The 17988-nt window shown below is 60.6% G+C and carries 17 protein-coding genes; 3 read left to right on the forward strand and 14 right to left on the reverse strand.

Translation table 11 applies throughout. From position 1 onward, the window contains the following. Positions 1-3: 3 nt before the first annotated feature. From tssK to tssA, 13 genes are all read right to left on the reverse strand, one after another. Entirely contained in the window at positions 4-1335 is a 1332-nt protein-coding gene (tssK, locus tag V7756_RS08725) for a type VI secretion system baseplate subunit TssK (protein WP_335609766.1), read from the reverse strand. A 2-nt stretch (positions 1336-1337) separates the two neighbouring features. After that, on the reverse strand, positions 1338-1832 hold the full coding sequence (gene tssJ / locus V7756_RS08730) for a type VI secretion system lipoprotein TssJ (RefSeq protein ID WP_335609767.1): 495 nt from the start codon (positions 1830-1832) through the stop codon (positions 1338-1340). 5 nt (positions 1833-1837) lie between these two features. Then, the gene (gene tagH, locus V7756_RS08735) at positions 1838-3016 is read right to left on the reverse strand and encodes a type VI secretion system-associated FHA domain protein TagH (protein WP_335609768.1); all 1179 of its coding nucleotides are present in this window, start codon (positions 3014-3016) and stop codon (positions 1838-1840) included. A 20-nt stretch (positions 3017-3036) separates the two neighbouring features. After that, positions 3037-3174 (reverse strand): type VI secretion protein, encoded by a 138-nt coding sequence (locus tag V7756_RS08740; protein ID WP_335609769.1) that lies wholly within the window; start codon positions 3172-3174, stop codon positions 3037-3039. Between the two features lie 102 nt (positions 3175-3276). After that, entirely contained in the window at positions 3277-4824 is a 1548-nt protein-coding gene (locus V7756_RS08745) for a sigma-54 interaction domain-containing protein (RefSeq protein ID WP_335609813.1), read from the reverse strand. A gap of 10 nt (positions 4825-4834) precedes the next feature. After that, positions 4835-7423: a type VI secretion system ATPase TssH gene (gene tssH, locus V7756_RS08750; RefSeq protein ID WP_335609770.1), complete on the reverse strand. Its 2589-nt coding sequence runs from the start codon at positions 7421-7423 to the stop codon at positions 4835-4837. 11 nt (positions 7424-7434) lie between these two features. Continuing rightward, positions 7435-8442: a type VI secretion system baseplate subunit TssG gene (gene tssG, locus V7756_RS08755; protein WP_335609771.1), complete on the reverse strand. Its 1008-nt coding sequence runs from the start codon at positions 8440-8442 to the stop codon at positions 7435-7437. Next, positions 8406-10196, reverse strand: a complete 1791-nt coding sequence (gene tssF / locus V7756_RS08760; RefSeq protein WP_335609772.1) for a type VI secretion system baseplate subunit TssF — start codon at positions 10194-10196, stop codon at positions 8406-8408. The genes tssG and tssF overlap by 37 nt, the downstream gene beginning before the upstream one ends. A 70-nt stretch (positions 10197-10266) precedes the next feature. Continuing rightward, a complete protein-coding gene (locus V7756_RS08765) occupies positions 10267-10539 on the reverse strand; it encodes a PAAR domain-containing protein (protein ID WP_335609773.1) in 273 nt (90 codons plus the stop codon). Between the two features lie 67 nt (positions 10540-10606). Then, entirely contained in the window at positions 10607-11011 is a 405-nt protein-coding gene (gene tssE / locus V7756_RS08770) for a type VI secretion system baseplate subunit TssE (RefSeq protein ID WP_335609774.1), read from the reverse strand. A 9-nt stretch (positions 11012-11020) separates the two neighbouring features. After that, positions 11021-12496: a type VI secretion system contractile sheath large subunit gene (gene tssC, locus V7756_RS08775; RefSeq protein WP_335609775.1), complete on the reverse strand. Its 1476-nt coding sequence runs from the start codon at positions 12494-12496 to the stop codon at positions 11021-11023. A gap of 23 nt (positions 12497-12519) precedes the next feature. Further along, the gene (gene tssB / locus V7756_RS08780; protein ID WP_335609776.1) at positions 12520-13026 is read right to left on the reverse strand and encodes a type VI secretion system contractile sheath small subunit; all 507 of its coding nucleotides are present in this window, start codon (positions 13024-13026) and stop codon (positions 12520-12522) included. 21 nt (positions 13027-13047) lie between these two features. After that, positions 13048-14619, reverse strand: coding sequence for a type VI secretion system protein TssA (gene tssA, locus V7756_RS08785; RefSeq protein ID WP_335609777.1), 1572 nt, complete (start codon positions 14617-14619; stop codon positions 13048-13050). A 672-nt stretch (positions 14620-15291) separates the two neighbouring features. Between tssA and V7756_RS08790 the strand changes: the two genes are divergently transcribed. From V7756_RS08790 to V7756_RS08800, 3 genes are all read left to right on the forward strand, one after another. Next, positions 15292-15870 (forward strand): DJ-1/PfpI family protein, encoded by a 579-nt coding sequence (locus tag V7756_RS08790; RefSeq protein ID WP_442908981.1) that lies wholly within the window; start codon positions 15292-15294, stop codon positions 15868-15870. A gap of 46 nt (positions 15871-15916) precedes the next feature. Continuing rightward, positions 15917-16222 carry a ribbon-helix-helix domain-containing protein gene (locus V7756_RS08795; RefSeq protein WP_335609778.1) on the forward strand — a complete coding sequence of 102 codons (306 nt, stop codon included), beginning with the start codon at positions 15917-15919 and terminating at the stop codon, positions 16220-16222. A gap of 83 nt (positions 16223-16305) precedes the next feature. Next, positions 16306-16938, forward strand: a complete 633-nt coding sequence (locus V7756_RS08800; protein WP_335609779.1) for a LysE family transporter — start codon at positions 16306-16308, stop codon at positions 16936-16938. A gap of 30 nt (positions 16939-16968) precedes the next feature. Here V7756_RS08800 and V7756_RS08805 read toward each other — a convergent pair whose 3' ends face one another. Then, a complete protein-coding gene (locus tag V7756_RS08805) occupies positions 16969-17847 on the reverse strand; it encodes an AraC family transcriptional regulator (protein WP_335609780.1) in 879 nt (292 codons plus the stop codon). Between the last annotated feature and the right edge of the window lie 141 nt (positions 17848-17988).

Below are 17988 nucleotides of genomic sequence, written 5' to 3' on the forward strand. Positions count from 1 at the left end.
TGGTTAGCTCCTGATGGCCCAGAACGCGAGCTCCAGCCCGCTGATTTCACCCGATACATGGAAGGCGAAGCCGCCGGAGCGCTCCAGCTGCGCCAGCTCCTCCGAACTGAACTCCAGCGCAAAATAGGTTTTGCTGGAGTGGAACGGGATCTGCCGTGGCGCCACAGGCAAGGGCTTGACCTTGATGCCTGGCAGATGCAGGTTGACCAGTTGCCGAATGCGCTCGACTGCGCCGACCTTGAGGTGTGCCGGCAAACGCTTGCGCAGCTCTTCGGAGTCGCACTGCGCACTGGCGGCGAGCACGAAGGAGGCGCTGCCGAGCAATTTGGGATCGTTGATCGGCGAGACCTTGATGCCGTACTGGCGCTGCTGCAACGGCAACTCCACGGCGTGCTGTTCGAGCACCATCGACAGCACCTGGCGGATCGCGTCCATCAGCTTGCGAAAGCTCTGTCCCTGGTCGCTATGCTGATAGCGGCTATCGTGCTTGGGTCGCTTGCTCTCGCTGGAGTAGGTAGACAATTCGCCGAGCAGCGCCAGCAGCTCGCGGTAGATCTGTTCCGGGTGCACCTGTTCCTGATTCAGCAGATGACGCAACACGGGCTCGCTGCGATTGATCAGCTGCAACATCATGAAGTCACCCACCTCGGAGCTGCCCATCTTGCCGGTAGCGCGGATGCGTTCGGCGAGCATGTCGCCGCGGTGGGCCAGCATGCTGACCACCTCTTTCAGACAGGACAGCAGGTAGCTGCTGGCGTGGCTGTGCAGATAGGTGGCTACATACTCCGGGTTCAGACTGATGACCGCATCGGGGGTGCTGTCCTGCACTTCACAGATTTGCAGCCGCACAAAGGCGTGCTCGTTGGGGTGTTCGCCAAGCAACAATCGAAAATCCGGTTGCGCGCAGCTGACCTGGCTGGCACTGCTGTCGCCGGCATTGGAGTCGGCTACTTCGGCGTCGAAGGCGGTGTAGCGTGCCAGCACATCCTTCTGACTGGGCCGGCGGGTTTCCACATGGTTGCTGGTGACCAGAGGCAGCGCCAGATACACAGGGGTGCTGCTGGTATTGGGTGGGACGTCTATCGCCAGGGGTTCTTTCTCGTTACCGATTTCAAACAAGCTGCCATCAGGCAGCACGCCGCTGGCATGGCTGATCACCAGTTTGCCCATGTTGAGAAACTGCGCGTCTATCTCCAGGCTGAAGAAGCCCCAGGCGTGGCTCAGCAGCTTCTGGGTACGGTTTTTCAGCTGCTGGTCATAGTACCTGTCGTTCTGCTGGAAATGCTGCGGACGCAGCAGCATGCCCTCCTGCCAGACTACCTTTTGCATGCTCATGCTCAGTCCTCTTCCTGGTCGGAATCCAGCGCGCGTATGCCATGCTCATCCAGCAGCAATGCCACCTCGTTGCGCTCTTCGCTGCTCAATGGCACCACAATGCGCCACTGTGCCTGGGGCAGGTCGCGATAGGCGGCAAGCACTGCCAGGTAGCGGCTCTCGGGAGCGGCCGACAGCTTGTAACTGCGCTCTTCGCCGGGGCGCAGCTCCAGTTCCTCGATAGCGACCAGATCGGGTGCCAGCACCTCGCGCGGACGTTGATAGAGCGAGAAGAAGTCGGCGTGCTCGAAGGCGACCGGATTCTTCAGCTCAATGAGCTGCAGCACTATGGGGGAGGGGCGGTCATTGATATCGGGATTGAGACGATCGCCGCCGCGCAGGCTGAGGTCGACCTTGGTCATGTCCGAGTAGGGTGACAGGCTGGAACAACCGCTGGCCATAACAAGGCTGGCGAGTAGAGCGGGCAGCAGACGACGAATGGTGAATGATGAAAACATGGCAATCATCCTTGATATGAACTGTTGAGGGAGGCAATCAGGCGCACTTGCTCCTGATAGGCGTGAGTGAAGGCCGGGGCGTAAAGCTCCTTGTGCCAGTGCTCTTCGCGCACCAGCCGCTGATGCAGGCGTGCGTAGGCGCGCCAGCGCCCGCCTGCGGTGCTGAGCAGCGAGCCACCACCGTCCTGCTCGAAGCGCAGGGCAAGTTGTTCGGGCGAGAGCTGTTCAAGCAGCTCCTTGGTAGCGCCACGGCTGGCGGCCACCAAGGCCACTTGGTGCGACTGCAGCTCGCCATAGGCGCTCGCGAGCAACTGGTGAGTCGCCTCATCACTGCCGGTTTCACGCAGCAGCTTGTGCAGGGCGCCAGCGCTGTCCTGCGCCTGCATGAGTGGGTGCTGGGTGGGCGCTTCTGTCGCCACGGCCAGGTCATGTTTGAGCTGCGCCTGAGTAGCCAGATTCTGCCGCAGCAAGCCCATGTTCTGTTTCAGCAGTCTGGCGGCCTTGAGCGCCAGCTCTTCACGCTGGCTTTCCTCGAGATTACCCAGCTCCAGCCCCAGGGCTTTGGCAAAGGCATCCCAGAATCCCGGTGCCATGCTGGCCGAGGATGGTGCGGGGGCAGGCTGTTCGGCCTGGCGCAGTTCGGGGATCGGCAGGCTTTCCATGTCGATGCGTGCGTAGTCGGCGCGCTGGTCAGCGTAGCTTGGCTGTGGCTGATTGAGCAGTGCGAAATCGTCATTGCCACGGTAGGCCTGCTCGGGCTGATCCATGGCGCTCAGTGGATCAAGGTCAAGAAAGGCGTCGTCGGGAATCAGGCTCTCGGGCTGCTCGATCGGGTCGGTGGGTTCGGCGAACACGCTGGGATCCTGCGCCAGACGCGCACGCACGTCGAACTCCCCGAAGCAGAACACCTGGCCGTGCTCGATGGGCTGTGGCTTGCCCTTGGGCAGGGGGGTTTCAGTGTCCTTGCAGAGGATGCCGTTGCTGCTGGTATCGGTGAGATAAAACACGCCGTTGTGAAAGCTCACCTCGGCATGTCGGCCTGACACAATGCGCTTGCGATCGGGTATTACCCAGTCACAGTCCTCACCACGACCGATCACGCCACCCGCCTGTCGGAAGGTCTTGCTGTTGGGCAAGCCCGGCTCGAACTGTTGCGCACTGACCACATCAAAGACCAGTTCCATTGCGTTATTGCTCCTTGCGACTAGAGGTCGCGGGTTGCTGTCTTGGGGTCGCCCAGGGGGCGGTATTCATCATCGTCAAACTTGTGGTTGCCGGCGCAGGCACTCAGCAGCGCGGCAAGCATCAAAACCGTCAGGCAACGGAGGGTTGGGGCAGTCATATCCATCTTCCTTCGCGGTGAACTAGTAGTGGGTGGACAAAATGGGCGGATACGGCGGCCATGGCGCTAGCGTTGCAACAACGCAGTGCTCCGGCTGTCGGTTCAGTGGCGAGACTGTGCATGGGTGCGCTCCTTCTGGCGTAAATCGGCTGCGTTGATGTTCAGACGCTGCATGCGGTAGAGCAAAGTGCGGCGTGGCAGTCCCAGCTCGCTGGCGGCAGTGGTCTGGTTGCCCTGGTTCTTGCGCAGGCAATCGAGCAGCAGGTTGCGTTCAACCTGCTCCAGCCGCTCGCGCAGCGATTGGCAACTGATGGGCTGAGGGCTGTCGGGTAGCGGAAAGTGCTCCGGCAGCAGTACATTGCCCTCGCACAGCAGCAGTGCGCGGGCAATCAGCCCCTTGAGTTCACGCACGTTGCCGGGAAAGTGATAGGCGGCCAGATGCACCAGGGCTTCGTCTGACCAGCGACAAAGGTCACGTTGCAAGAAGCAGCAGGCGTCTTCGGCAAACCGCTTGGCCAGCAACTGGATATCACCGCCGCGTTCACGCAGTGGGGGGACTTCGATGGGGAAGTGGCCCAGGCGATAGAACAGGTCTTCACGAAACTGTCCCTTCTCGACCAGGGTGCGCAGGTCATGATGGCTGGCGGCGATGATGCGCACATCGACTTTGTGCGTCTGGTTGCTGCCCAGCGGTCGCAGCTCACCCTCCTGGAGTACGCGCAGCAGTTTGGCCTGTAATCCCAGCGGCATGTCGCCGATTTCATCCAGAAACAAGGTGCCACCGTGCGCGGCATCAAACAGCCCGGCGCGGTCCTGGGTGGCGCCGGTAAAGGCGCCCTTGACGTAGCCAAACAGCTCGCTCTCCAGTAATGGCTCGGGCAGGGCGCTGCAGTTCTGGGCGATGAAGGCGCGGGTGCGGCGTAGGCCGTATTCATGAATCGCACGCGCCACCAGTTCCTTGCCGGTGCCGGTTTCGCCGGCGACTATAACGCTCACCGGATTGTGCAGTACCTTGCTGATCAGCCGAGAAACCCGCTGCATCGCCGGGCTCTCGCCCACCAGACCGTAGCCACGCTCATGGCGAATGGTGCTGGTAACGGCGGGCGTTGGAACCTCGGGTTGCTGATCGAGCTGTTGCAGCAATTCCAGTTGTCCCATGGCAAAGTCACCCAGCAGCCGCAAGGAGTCGGCAAAGGCTTCAAGCGGTTGGGTCTCGCGCTGGGCGATCAGCAACAGACCACTGATCTGTTGCTCGCGATCGTGCAGCGGCAGGCATAGCAGATTGCGCCAGCTGCGCGCGGTTTCCGGTAAAAAGGGCGTGGCATACAAGCTGCTGTCCAGCGCATTGACGTGCAGCACCTGATTCTGAAACAGGCAGTACTGCAACAATCGCTGGTCTTTGTAATCGCTGGGCAGGCTGGACTCTTCCCGCTGCAGTGGCGCACCGTCAAGCCATTCGGCGCAGAGCGTCAACTGGGTGTGCGTCTTGTCCAGCAGATAGAGCTGGGCCAGCGGGCAATGGCTCAACTCGGCTGCTGCGGCCACCAGCTGCTGTTGCAGCGCGCGGCTGTCACTGCTGGCCGCGAGCGTGCTGAAACGAGCCAGCAATGACTCAGCATAGAGCAGCGGCTGGGCCACCCGGTCAAACAGGGAGGGGAGCTTAAGCGAACTCACAAACGATGGCTCCTGCGCTGTCGAGAGAGGCAGTGGCACGCTGGATACGCTCACCCTTGGCCATGGCGTCAAGCAATCGATCAACCACCTGCGGCTGCAAATTGTCGTCAATCAACTGGTCGATCAGACGAGCACCGCTGTCTGCGCGCAGACAGCGTTCAGCCAGATGGCGGACCAGTTGCTGATCATGCGTGAAACTGAGCTGACGTCGCTGCAGGCGCTCGGCAAAGCGCTGCAGCTTCAGCTCTACCAGATCTTCGAGTACTGCGCCGGCAATCGGGTAGTAAGGCACTATGCGCATGCGAGCGAGCAGCGCGGGTTTGAAGTGATTGATCAGCGCTGGGCGAATGGCGTCTTCCAGTTGATCGCTCGCCGGCTCGCTGCCCGCTGCGCACAGCGATGCAATTTGCGCACTGCCCAGGTTCGACGTCATCAGAATCAGCGTGTTGCGGAAGTTGATTTCGCGACCTTCGCCGTCGTTGGCGATGCCCTTGTCGAAGATCTGATAGAACAGATTCAGCACGTCCGGGTCGGCCTTTTCGACTTCATCGAGCAAAATGACCGAGTAGGGTTTCTGCCGCACCGCTTCGGTGAGCATGCCGCCTTCGCCGTAACCCACGTAGCCGGGAGGCGCGCCGATCAACCGCGACAAGCTGTGCTTTTCCTGAAACTCTGCCATGTTGATGGTGGTGAGAAAGCGCTCGCCGCCATATAGCAGGTCGGCCAGTGCCAAAGCTGTTTCGGTCTTGCCCACGCCGCTGGGGCCTACCAGCAGGAAGACACCCACTGGCGCTTCGGGGCGGTTCAGACCGGCGGCGGTAGCGCGCATGGCGCGATCCAGCGCGGCGATGGCCGGTTCCTGACCGCGCAGGCGCTGTCGCAGGTCGCCGGCAAAGGTGCTGACCTTGGCGTTGTGCTCGCGCGCCAATTGCGACAGCGGCACGCCAGTCCAGTGGCTGATGACTTCGGCAACCAGTCGCGGGCAAACCTCATGACTGACCAGCCTTTCATCGCGCTGCGCCTGGCTCAGTTCGCGCTGAACCTGCTGCAGTGCCTGCTCCTGCTCCTGCTCCTCGGAATCGGCTGCTTCGCCGGCGTTTGACTCACGGGCATCGGCGCAAGCCTGGCGCAGCGTCAGCAAGCGTTCGGCGAGCTCGCGCTGTACCTGCCAGCGCTCAGCCAGTGCCGTGGCTTCGCTGCGAGCTGCACGCAGGCGGGTTTCCAGACTGTCGAGCGCGGGCTGGTCAATTTCCAGGCCAGCGCCCAGATCGCGCTGCATGGCCTGCAGCTGGCGCTCGCCTTCGGCAATTTCACCGCGCAGGCTTTCCAGCGCTGCGGGTTCTGCCGCAAGGCTGATACGCACGCGCGCGCAGGCGGTGTCCAGCACATCCACGGCTTTGTCCGGCAACTGCCGGCCAGCCAGGTAGCGCGCCGACAACTCGGCAGCGGCGACCACAGCGTCATCGCGCAAATAGATGCCATGACTGCGCTCGTAGACCGGTGCCAGGCCGCGCAGAATGGTGACTGCCTCGGCGGGCGTCGGCTCCAGCAGCTTTACCGGCTGAAAGCGACGCGCGAGGGCCGGGTCCTTCTCGAAGTATTTCTTGTACTCGCTCCAGGTGGTCGCGGCGATGGTGCGTAATTCGCCGCGGGCGAGCGCCGGTTTGAGCAAATTGGCCGCATCGCCACTGCCGGCTTGCCCGCCGGCGCCAATCAAGGTGTGGGCTTCGTCGATGAACAGCACTATCGGTTTGCTGGACGCCTTGACCTCGTCAATCACTCCCTGCAGGCGTCGCTCGAATTCGCCCTTGATGCTGGCCCCGGCTTGCAGCAGGCCAAGGTCCAGACACAGCACCTCGACGTTGCGCAAGGCCTCCGGCACAGCATCGTTGGCGATGCGCAGGGCCAGACCTTCGACCAGAGCGGTTTTGCCAACGCCGGCCTCACCAACCACTATCGGGTTGTTCTTGCGGCGGCGCGCCAGGATGTCGATCATCTGGCGGATCGCCTGATCACGGCACAGGACCGGATCGAGTTTGCCGTCGCGTGCCTGCTGGGTGAAGTTGTGGGTAAAGCGCTGCAGGGCGGACTCAGCCTGCGCTGGCGTCGCATTGTCGCCCCCCTGCTGTTGCGCCAGGGCAAAGTCGCGCAGGCGCTCGGCGTTCAGCCCGCTCAACAGCGTTTGATAAGGCGTGCCGGCATAGCGCATGGGGTTGCGCAGCAGGGCCAGAATCAACGCAGCCTGATCAATACGGCTGCTGGCCAGCTCGAGATTGGCGACCAGCAAGGCGTCCTGCAGCCATTGCACCAGTTCGGCGCTGAAGCTGGGGTTGCTGCTGCCTTCATTCTGGCCACGCGGGACCAGCGTCTCTGCCAGGCTGCCGGTTGCGATGTCGGCGTCCTGCAGCGCGCGTGCAAGCAGGCTGTCGGGGCGCTCCAGCAGCCCCAGCAGCAGGTCTTCTACCAGCACCTTGTTGCCGCCGCGTTGCATGCAGCGCTCGGCTGCTGCTTCGAGATCCTGTCGGCTGGGAGCATCCAGCGCTTGTACCAATTGTTGGAGGTCGAGTTGCATCATGTCATCGGTCCTTAATGAGTGCCGTTGCCCAGCGTGACTGTGGGCAGCGCCTGCTGGTGGCCCAGCCAACTGGTCCAGCCAAGCCGGCAGGGATTGCTGGCGCCGAGCCGCAATTCGCGGATTTCGTCCTGGCGCAAATGCAGTTGAATGTCGTAGTCCAGAGGGTCGCGCAGGGTAAAACGCACCAGTGCACGTAATGGCTGGAAGTGCTGGCCCGGCGGCAAAAAGCTGTGAAAGCCGTCCCAGTCAAGTTGGCGGATGTGCAGGCGAAACTTGCCGCCGCGGTCAAATACCGCCTCGCCCAGCACCAGGTCGCTACCCAATCGGCTGTTGGCCTTGCCGAGTTGGCAGCGCTGGGCCGGTTGTATGCCCACGCGGCGCTGCAGGCACTGCTCTATCTGCATGTCCGGATGCTTGAAGTAGTAGCGCAGTACCGATTCGATCAGTCGCGCCGATTGTGCACGCATGCTGAGCAGACCGAGGTAGGGCAGCAGGCGTTTCCAGTTAAGCTCCGGCGCCTGCGCCATGCGGTCCGGGCGCAGCCCTACCAGTGACAGCAGCTGTGCAGAGAACGGATCCTGCGCACCCTTGCTGAAGCGCGCGCGATAGCGATATTTCTGCCAGATGGGGAGCAACAGACGCTGCAATCGGTCGTTGAACAGGTCAAGAAATTCACGCGTTGGATTGCCATCGGGTCCGTCTCCCAGCGCCTGCTCACCATAAAAGGCCGGCAACGGCGAGCCGGCACCACTGAGGCTGATCAGGTTGACCTGCATGCGCGCCCGCAGGCCGTCCGACTCCTGAATGAATTCGACTTCTTCGATGTCGCAGCCGGGAAACCCCATGCTCGGATTGGCAACGAACTGCAGGCGCTCGTAGAGCGCTTCGTCATCCAGCTCGGGGTGTGCCAGTTGCAGACGCTCGAGCACCAGCAGTACCCCCTGGAACAGGCTGTACTGGCGAATGTCCCGCTTGATTCTGGTTAGAACAGGGGCTGTTGGCCCATGCGCGGCGCCCATTGGTACACCTCTCCCTGTGTGCTTTTGACGGAAAGTTCGTGGTACGAGTTGAGGCTGGAATAGAGCGACAGAAACTCGTTGAGCACCGAGGCGAACAGATACATGTCGCCTTCGCCCAGGTAGCTGTTCAAATCCATGCGCAGCTCGGTCTTGATGCCGCGTATCGGCAGGCCGCGATGCAGACGATCGACATGCACGTGGCGCACGGCCTTGAGGCCTTCGAGGCGACGCTTGCTGACCTTGGCCGCGTGCTGATCGTAATGGCGCGGCAGGTCGTAGGTTTCCAGCACCAGCTTCAGCGCGTTGACGTCCTCCAGCGAGAGGTAGTTGAGCGACATGTTGCTGATCAGCTTCCAGAGAAAATCCTGGTGCAGCGGTGGCGCGTAGCTGGGTGTTACCGTGCTGATGTTGCGGAAGCTGAGAAACTCCGGAGTGTCCTCGGTAGGGCGGCAGATATCGCCGAGCGCCAGCTGTCTGGGCAGATCCTGATTGGTGCAGGTCAGCTCTATCGACAGAGTTTCATGCTGATCGATATTGCGCAGACCAAAACTCAGGTAGGTGTCCTGGCCTTCGCCCAGCAATGATGGGTACTGGCGCAAACTGTAGTGAGGACGCGGCTCACGGTTGTCGAAACTCGCGTCATGCTCGAAGGATTCAAAAGGTACGTACTCCTCGTAGCCCATGCCGCCCGGTTTCCAGCCGGTGACGCGATCAATCGAGAAGATGCCGCAGTGGTCGCTGTGGTGCTCGGCCGGCCGTAGCAGGTACTGATCCTGCCGCCCGTCCAGACGGATGGGCACCGCATCGTGCTTGAACAGGTTCACCACCGGCGTGCAGTGCAGCCTGATATTATCCTTGCTGGGGCTGATGCGTTGACTGCTGACCTGACGAATATCAAAGCGCAGCGCAAAGCCCCGCGCTTTTTTCAGCAGCTCCAGGGGGAGGGGCTGGAAGCGCTCGATACCGCTGACTTCGACAAACAGGAATTTCTCCTGAAAGGCGTAGTACTCCTGCAGGTAGCGATAGCCGCGAAAGGTATTGTCCGGATAGGGGATGAGGGCGTGCTCTTCATCAAAACCGGCCGGCTGCACTTGCTTTGCCGTCAGATGCTTGACCCCCAGGGCGCCGCCGTTACTGTCCGTCAGCGGCTTGCCGTTGTGGTCGAGCAGCACCAGTTCCACACCGTCCAGATGACAAAGCAGATGCAGATAGAGCATCTGACTTATGTAGCCTTCGCCAGCCAGATGCAGACGCAGTCGGTCGAGCTGCAAGTCGCCCAGATTGCCCTCGGCGGTCATCATCAACTTGAGCTCCAGCAGCGCACCGCCGCCCTTGACCGAGTAATCCAGGCCACTGATATCCAGAGGCAGGACCTCGGTATCGAAGGCGGTGCGAAACTGGCAGGTCACACCCTTGATCGGCTTGGACTCCACTGGCGTATTGCGCGGCACCAGCTGCATCGGCGAGGGTCGTTTCAAGGGATCGAACTGCAGCATGCTGAACGCCGGCAGCGGCCGCATGTAATTGGGCCACAGCAGATGCATCAGTGAATGCGTCAGCTCCGGCAACTCGTCATCGAGCTTCTGCCGCAAGCGGCCGGTCAAAAAGGCGAAGCCCTCCAGCAGACGCTCCACATCCGGATCGCGACCGCTTTGACCGAGAAAGGGTGCCAACGCGGGGTTGCGCTCGGCAAAGCGTTTGCCTTGCTGGCGCAGGGCAGTGAGCTCGCTTTGATAGTAATGATTAAATGACATGCAGGGTGCTCATTCGTGGACGAGATGCTATTTGCCTATACGGTTTCCCGCTTGGTTCGGGCAGCGCTTGCTAGCCGATAAGCACTGTTCCCGAGGCGGCAATTACCACGTTGCCGTGATCTCCGCTGGTTCCCAGCAAGGCAGCCGGCTTGCCGTTGATCAGCACTGTGCTGGCGACACCACCAACCAGCTTGCTGCCGCAGGCAGTGCTGTCGCCCATGCGCGCGGCGGGCATGCCATCAATCAGCACATCGGCGGAGCCGACGGCGATGGGACTGATACCGTGGCCTTTCTTCGGGCAAGCGGTCGGATCGCCTGCGCGAGCTGCGGGTTTGCCTGACATCTGAACCTCCTTGTAGTGCTTGCGTAGGTGTTGCGTGGTAGTGAAATAGTGCAATAGTGCAATCGGTTTACCGTACCCTGGCCTGGCCGCGGCCATCGAGACGGACTGCGAAGCTGACCGGGTGGCGCATGCCGTCCAATGTCAGCAGCGCTTCGATGGCGAACGACAGGTTCAGCGGATCGTGATCGCGCGGCAGGGTCAGCACCTTTACCTGGCTGAGCCTGGGCTCGTAGACCTCGATAAAAGCCTCAATGGCAGCCCTGGCCTTCTGCAGCGAATCATGCAGCGAGAGCCGCATGTCATTCAGGTCCGGCAGCCCGTAGTCCGGCAGCGCTTGCACGCTGCCGGCCCGAGTGCTGAGCATCTTGCTCAGGTGGGCAGCCACCGAGGCGCTGATGGCAGCATCGTTGGGGATGCCGTCACGCTGCGCCGCTGCGCCGCCAAGCCGCTCGAACAGGCTGCCGTAGGCCATGAGCTGTGCTTACTCCTTGTCCAGCTTGCCGACCAGCGACAGCGTGAAGTCGGCGCCCATGTACTTGAAGTGCGGTCGTACGCTGAGGCCGACGCGGTACCAGCCGGGCTCGCCAGGCACATCGTTGACTACCACCTGGGCTGCACGCAGCGGGCGACGGCCGCGCACTTCGGCGCTGGGGTTGTCCTGATCGGCCACGTACTGGCGAATCCACTTGTTCAGCTCCAGCTCCAGGTCGGTTCGCTCTTTCCAGGCACCGATCTGCTCGCGCTGCAGCACTTTCAGGTAGTGGGCCAGGCGGTTGACGATGAAGAGGTAAGGCAGTTGGGTGCCAAGGCGGAAGTTGAGCTCGGCCAGCTTGCCTTCTTCGCTGTTGCCGAAGAACTTGCCTTTCTGTGCTGAGTTGGCGGAGAAGAATGCGGCGTTGTCGCTACCCTTGCGCATGGTCAGTGCGATAAAGCCTTCGTCTGCCAGCTCGTACTCGCGGCGGTCGGAAACCAGTACCTCGGTCGGTATCTTGGTTTCAATCTCGCCCATGCTTTCAAAGTGGTGCAGCGGCAGATCCTCGACGGCGCCGCCGCTCTGCGGACCGATGATGTTCGGGCACCAGCGGAACTTGGCGAAGCTTTCGGTCAGCCGAGTAGCAAAAGCAAAGGCAGTGTTGCCCCACAGGTAGTGTTCATGGCTCTGCGCCACGCTTTCCTTGTAGACGAAGCTGCGCACCGGATTCTCGACCGGGTCGTAGGGGTTGCGCAGCAGGAAGCGGGGTAGCGTGAGGCCCACATAACGCGCGTCTTCCTGCTCGCGGAAACTCTGCCACTTGGCAAACTGAGGCCCTTCGAAGTGATCTTTCAGGTCCTTGATGTCCGGCAGGCCGGTGAAGCTTTCCAGGCCAAAGAACTGCGGGCCGGCCGAGGCGATGAAGGGCGCATGGGCCATGCTGGCGACGCTGGAGATGTGCTGCAGTGTCTTGATGTCAGGTGCGCTGGGATTGAAGTAATAGTTGGCGATCAAAGCGCCCACCGGCTGGCCACCGAACTGACCGTATTCGGCGGTGTAAACATGCTTGTAGAGACCGGACTGGACCAGCTCGGGGCTGTCTTCGAAATCTTCGAGCAAGTCTTCCTTGGAGGCGTTGATGATTTCCAGTTTGATGTTTTCGCGGAAATCCGTACGGTCGACCAGCAGTTGCAGACCGCGCCAGGACGATTCCAGTGCCTGGAATTTCTCGTGGTGCAGGATGGCGTCCATCTGGCGGCTGAGCTTGGCGTCGATCTCGGCGATCATGCGGTCGACCAGCGCTTTCTTGACCGGCTCCTGCTCGTTGTGGGGTTTCAGCAACTCGGCGATAAAGGCCGAGACGCCGCGTTTGGCGATGCCATAGGCTTCGTCATCCGGGGTGAGGCGGGTTTCGGCAATGATGCGATCCAGAATGCCGGTATCGGTGCTGCTCTGGGTTTGTTGTGCAGAAGATTGGCTGCTCATGGCGGCGTCCTTGTCGGGTGCGATCAGGTTTCGGGTTGGTTCTGGTCTGTCAGGCCGAGCTCGGCAAGTACGCGGTCGCGCGAGTCTTCATCATTGAGTACGCTCTCGATCGCCTTGCGGAAGGCCGGGGCATTGCCCAGCGGGCCCTTGAGGGCAACCAGCGCATCGCGCAGCTCCATCAGCTTCTGCAGCTCGGGGACCTGCTGCACCACGCTGGTGGGGTTGAAGTCCTTCATGGAGTTGATCTGCAGATTCACTGCCAGATCTTCACTGATGGGCTCATCCTGCAATTCGTTGGGCACGGCAAAGGTCAGGTTCAAGTCCTGCTTGGCCAGTACCTCGTCGAAGCTGCGCTTGTCGATGGCAATGGGCTTGCGCTCTTCGATGGTGCGGTCGTCCTCACGCTGGGTGAAGTCGCCAAGCACCATGAGCTTGAGTGGCAGCTCGATTTCTTCGCGGGCGTCGTTGGCATCCGGGGTGAAGGTAACGTTGACGCGTTCCTTGGGGGCTACTGAGCCGTCTTTGGCCATGCTGTTTCTCCGTTTCGGTATTTAGGCCCCGAGGGCCTGGTCGAGCACCACACCCAGATCGAGGTGGCACAGGCGGTGATAGATCTCTTCCTTGCGTTCACGGGTGCTCTGGTTCTGCGGCAGCAGATCGCAGCAGCTGTGCAACAGACGCAGTACGTCGAGGTTGAGATCCGGTTCCCATTTGTCCAGGCCCTGGGCCTGAAGCTGTTGGTGCAGTGATTCGAGTTGCGCCTTGGCCAGCTCATAGTGGCGGGCTTGAAAGCACAGGCGGGCCTGAGCCAGGCGCCAGTAAAAAGCAGCGCGTTCGCCACGCGCCTGCTGAATATGGGTTCCCAGTTCCTGCACGGCGGCTTTCAAGCCTTCCTTGCGCCAGGTCGCGAGGGCACTATCGAGCCCCTCATCCCAGGCGTTGTGCGGGCTGCTGGCGGGACCGCGGGCAAAATTGATGGCGGTCGCCGGCTGGCTGTCGGTGTTGTGCCTTTGCACCCGATTGCTGATCCATTCAAGGGTGGCGGCCTGCGCAAAGGGGGCGCCGTCATAGAAACCCAGTTTCTCGATTCCCGGCAGCCGCTTGAGCTGCCACGCCAGTTGCCGTTCGATTTCAACGGCTGCCTCATTGGCGCCCAGCGCGTCGCAGCATTGCCATGACAGATGCTGACCGTCCAGCCAGAAGGGTGCCCGCGCGATGCTGGTTTCCACATCCTGTAGCAGCGCTGCATGCTGGCCCTGCTCGAAGCGCTCACGGTAGTTGGCAATGCGGTCGGCGGGCAGATTGCGCAAGCCGGTTTTCTGCTCGGCGTCGTGGCTGGGCAGGGCGTCGATTGGCAGCCAGAGCAGGGTGCGGGAAAGACGCAGGGCGCGCAGATCGCACTGGTTGTCCATCAGCCACCATTGGCACAGCGAGCGGGCATGATCCTGCAGCAGGCGCAGTGCCTTGTGTGCATCCTTGCTGCTGGCGATATGGGCTGGTGGTAGAGCGCCAGGTGCGGGCTGCTCCGGGCTGGAAGCCAACAAAGACGCTGAAGCAGAAGCCGCATTGGTTGGCTGCGCCGGGCTGACAGTGGCGGGGGATACTTTAGCGGCACTGAGCTTGCGGCTTAATGGCTGCAGATCGGGGGCCTGATCTGCCAACTGCTTGCTGAGAGTTGAGTGCAGCCGCAAGATCACTTCATTGAGTGGATGCTCAGCGCTGCTCAGTCGTGCAATTTCCGTTGTTTCCAGACGAGTGACCAGCCAGTTGAGCGCGGCGCTGCGGGTGCGCGCCTTGCGTGGGTGCAGCTCCGCCCACTGTGCCTCGCACAACGCATTGAGCATATCCAGTCCCTGGCTCAGGCCAGCAGGACCGCTGGTTTCGAAGAGACTCCAGATCAACCAGGCTGCCACACGCAGATCCTTGCTCTGGGTGAGCAGCAGTTCCAGGCTGCCGTCGCGTACCGCTTGCCAGTCGGGCTGCTCGTTTCCATGCAGCGAGCCAGCCTTGGCCAGTTCCTGCTCCAACTGCTCGTACTCGCTGGCATAGCGCACATCCTCGCCGGCAAAGCTGTCGGCGCTGATGGGTTGGCTTATGATGCGATCAATCTGTTGCAGTGGCATGGGGTGCTCATCACTCCGTGATGGTTATGGCCAAAGGGCCATGCTTCTGGTCTCGAGCAATCCGCCCAAGAAAACGGAACTTGGTGCGCAACTTTCTGCGCACGTAACTGCGCAGAAAGTTGCGCACTATTGTCGGTGTTTTCCGTTAGCGGCAACTATTGGCGCAACGCAGTATTCAGGCCGGGCAACTTTCTGCGCAGTATTCTGTGCAAGAACCTGCGCATTGCTGGCTGGAAAGGTGGCTATCCTAGGCCGCTCGATCGATGCCATCAAGAGCGTAAATGTGAACTGGTTAGACTTGCGGGGAATTGCTTTAAATTAAGTTATCGTGCCGCATTGTTTAGTTTAAAAATGTTTAAAAACAAAGGCTTATATTTTTTTATTATATTTTTAGTCGAATTTGATTTGGCGCCAGAATATTGTCTGCTTTATTTTGTGCGCCGTTTGGCATTTGGAGTTTTAATAACTCATAAGCGTGGGTTGTTTGATGTTGTTCGTTGTTTTAAGGGCGCACATTTCAACTGCTCGCGTTTCTTGAGGTGTGGTTATTGCGCCGCTTTCATTTCTGCTTATTAGTACGCCCTGTGCAAACTGAAATGTAGTAGTCCGCTGTTACCCGCGCCGTGACAGAAGGGTGCATCATGGATGTCCATTCACCGCAGGGGACAGATCATGAGCAATAAACTCTTGTTGTTGGCAGGCGACTTTGTTGAGGACTATGAGGTCATGGTGCCGTTTCAGGCATTGCAGATGCTGGGGTACGAGGTACACGCAGTTTGTCCGGACAAGGCCGCCGGTGACAGCGTGAAAACGGCGATACACGACTTCGAGGGCGATCAGACCTACAGCGAGAAGCCGGGCCACAATTTTGTGCTCAACTACAGCTTTTCCGATGTCGACGCGCAGGACTATCTGGGACTGGTAGTGCCCGGTGGTCGCTCACCTGAATATCTGCGTTTGAACCAGCAAGTGGTGGCGTTGGTGCAAAGTTTTGCCGAGGCGAACAAGCCCATTGCAGCGGTCTGCCATGGTGCACAACTCTTGGCAGCCGCAGGTGTGCTCAAAGGGCGCGAATGTAGTGCCTATCCTGCTTGTGGTCCGGATGTCCGCCTGGCGGGCGGGACCTATATCGATATCGCGGCCGACCAGGTGCATGTGCAGGGTAACCTGGTGACAGCGCCAGCCTGGCCGGCCCATCCGAAATGGCTTGCCGCTTTCGTCAAGCTGTTGGGTGCGCGCATCGAGTTGTAGAATGACTGGAGCCGCTGCCACGCAGCGGCGCCTTGAGGAGCTGAATATGTGTGAACTCTATGTAAAAGCGGACCCGATCCTCTATGAGTCGCGCTCCCGGTCCCTGCGTATTCGCGGGGTGGTGACGACCCTGCGTCTGGAGAACCAGTTCTGGCACATTCTGCAGGAGATCGCCGAGGTTGATGGTATGACCACCAATCAGCTGATCAGCAAACTCTACGATGAAATCATGGATCTGCGTGGCGAGGTGGTCAACTTTGCCTCTTTTCTGCGGGTTAGTTGCACAAGGTATCTGGCACAACGCGAGGCTCAGGTAGTGCCGCTGTCGCTGGTCGGGCGGGCGACCGGTTGATTGCATCGCCCGAACGTGCGCCCACACGTTGGTTCACCGTAGGCAGCCCTGGGCGTGGTCGCTGAATTGCTCTGGGAGTTGGGATGTCGATTGAAACATGGGTAGCGTTTTTTGTGGCCTGCTGGGTGATCAGCCTATCGCCGGGCGCGGGCGCTATTGCGTCGATGTCCAGCGGTTTGAACTATGGCTTCGCTCGCGGGTACTGGACGGCCTGGGGCTTGCAGATTGGACTGCTGGTGCAGATTGCCGTGGTTGCTGCCGGAGTAGGAGCATTGCTGGCGACGTCTTCACTGGCGTTCAACCTGATCAAGTGGTTCGGCGTCGCTTATCTGCTTTATCTGGCGTGGCGGCAATGGCACGCAGCGCCTGTTGCGATGGTACAGGATGTTGCGGTGCGGCCTCTGGGGCAGCCTCTGGCGCTGGTGTTTCGCGGCTTTCTGGTGAATGTCAGCAATCCCAAGGCGGTGGTTTTCATGCTGGCGGTATTGCCGCAGTTTCTCGATCTGTCGCAACCGCTTCTCAAGCAGTACGCGGTCATGGCGTTCACCATGGTTAGCGTCGATCTGGTGGTGATGGCGGGCTATACCGGTCTGGCGGCCAGGGTGCTGCGTCTGCTGCGTTCACCGGCGCAACAAAGATTGATGAATCGCACTTTTGCCGGATTGTTCGCCGCCGCCGCGGGATTGCTGACGCTGGTGCGCCGCAGCAACGCCTGAGCGTCGCGCGGCGACCGCTAGTTGGAGCGGCTAGTTGGACAGGTCGGCGCGAAGCAGCGACGGACTGCGGCCATGTACCTGGCGGAATCGGTTGCTGAAATGGCTCAGCGAGCTGAAGCCGCACTGCATGGCGATCTCGGTCAGAGGCTGGCTGGTCCGCTGCAACAGCTGTTCTGCCCGCGCCAGGCGCTGTCCCATCACGTACTGGTGCGGCGCCACACCTTTGCTGTGTTTGAACATGCGCGCGAAATGGAATTCGCTCAGGTGCGCTTCCCGGGCCAGGTCACTGAGCAGCAGCGGTTGCTCCAGGTGGCTGTCGATATAGTCCAGGACCTGCTGTAACTGATAAGGCGAAAGCCCGCCCCGGACTTTGACTTCCTGCCATCCCAGGTGCACGTAATGCTTGAGCAGATGATTGAGAATCAGCGAGGTTGCGCTGCTCAAGGCCAGACGGTCTGCGGGGTTGTGCCAATCGTGGCTAAGCAGAAACTGACGGTATAGCAGGGTAATGTGCGGGTCATCGGCAAACAGGCGTTCATCCAGCGTCAGTGACGCAGGGCTGCGGTCCCAGGTCTGTTCTGCGTGTTCGCGCAGATGTTGATCGGTAAAGTACAGGTGCATGAAACTCAGCGGACCGCGCAGGTGCCAGGTGGAGGCATAATCCTTGGGCATCAGGCACAGCTTGTCGGGCGCGCCGCCATTTTGCCAGCCGCTGGCAGTCTGGAAATAGGACTGATAACCGTCGGCCAGATACAGACTCAGGGTGTGGTGATTGGCGTTGTCGAGTTTGATCAGGTCATCGTCGTTGTACCAGCTCGCCAGTCCCAGGCCGTTGCCCAGGCTGGCGCTACCGAGCAGCCGCGCCTTGTGCTGTTGCAGATTGTCGAATACCTGATACGACAGAGACATGCGGATTCCTTGGTGCCGGGCGCTGGGGGAGGTGAGTTTGTCGCATGATCTTAGCGGCGCCGGACGCTTGCGCCAAGTCGGTGACCTGGAGCCCAGAAGTGGTGGCGAAAAAAAGCGCAAGAATCTGCAAGTTCGCAGCAC

The organism is Halopseudomonas sp. (assembly GCF_036961105.1).
Taxonomy (GTDB): domain Bacteria; phylum Pseudomonadota; class Gammaproteobacteria; order Pseudomonadales; family Pseudomonadaceae; genus Halopseudomonas.

Coding starts and splice junctions, on each gene's coding strand:
- tssK (WP_335609766.1), bottom strand. CDS start 1,335: ATGAGCATGCAAAAGGTAGTCTGGCAGGAGGGCATGCTGCTGCGTCCG.
- tssJ (WP_335609767.1), bottom strand. CDS start 1,832: ATGTTTTCATCATTCACCATTCGTCGTCTGCTGCCCGCTCTACTCGCC.
- tagH (WP_335609768.1), bottom strand. CDS start 3,016: ATGGAACTGGTCTTTGATGTGGTCAGTGCGCAACAGTTCGAGCCGGGC.
- V7756_RS08740 (WP_335609769.1), bottom strand. CDS start 3,174: ATGACTGCCCCAACCCTCCGTTGCCTGACGGTTTTGATGCTTGCCGCG.
- tssH (WP_335609770.1), bottom strand. CDS start 7,423: ATGATGCAACTCGACCTCCAACAATTGGTACAAGCGCTGGATGCTCCC.
- tssG (WP_335609771.1), bottom strand. CDS start 8,442: ATGGGCGCCGCGCATGGGCCAACAGCCCCTGTTCTAACCAGAATCAAG.
- tssF (WP_335609772.1), bottom strand. CDS start 10,196: ATGTCATTTAATCATTACTATCAAAGCGAGCTCACTGCCCTGCGCCAG.
- V7756_RS08765 (WP_335609773.1), bottom strand. CDS start 10,539: ATGTCAGGCAAACCCGCAGCTCGCGCAGGCGATCCGACCGCTTGCCCG.
- tssE (WP_335609774.1), bottom strand. CDS start 11,011: ATGGCCTACGGCAGCCTGTTCGAGCGGCTTGGCGGCGCAGCGGCGCAG.
- tssC (WP_335609775.1), bottom strand. CDS start 12,496: ATGAGCAGCCAATCTTCTGCACAACAAACCCAGAGCAGCACCGATACC.
- tssB (WP_335609776.1), bottom strand. CDS start 13,026: ATGGCCAAAGACGGCTCAGTAGCCCCCAAGGAACGCGTCAACGTTACC.
- tssA (WP_335609777.1), bottom strand. CDS start 14,619: ATGCCACTGCAACAGATTGATCGCATCATAAGCCAACCCATCAGCGCC.
- V7756_RS08790 (WP_442908981.1), top strand. CDS start 15,292: ATGAGCAATAAACTCTTGTTGTTGGCAGGCGACTTTGTTGAGGACTAT.
- V7756_RS08795 (WP_335609778.1), top strand. CDS start 15,917: ATGTGTGAACTCTATGTAAAAGCGGACCCGATCCTCTATGAGTCGCGC.
- V7756_RS08800 (WP_335609779.1), top strand. CDS start 16,306: ATGTCGATTGAAACATGGGTAGCGTTTTTTGTGGCCTGCTGGGTGATC.
- V7756_RS08805 (WP_335609780.1), bottom strand. CDS start 17,847: ATGTCTCTGTCGTATCAGGTATTCGACAATCTGCAACAGCACAAGGCG.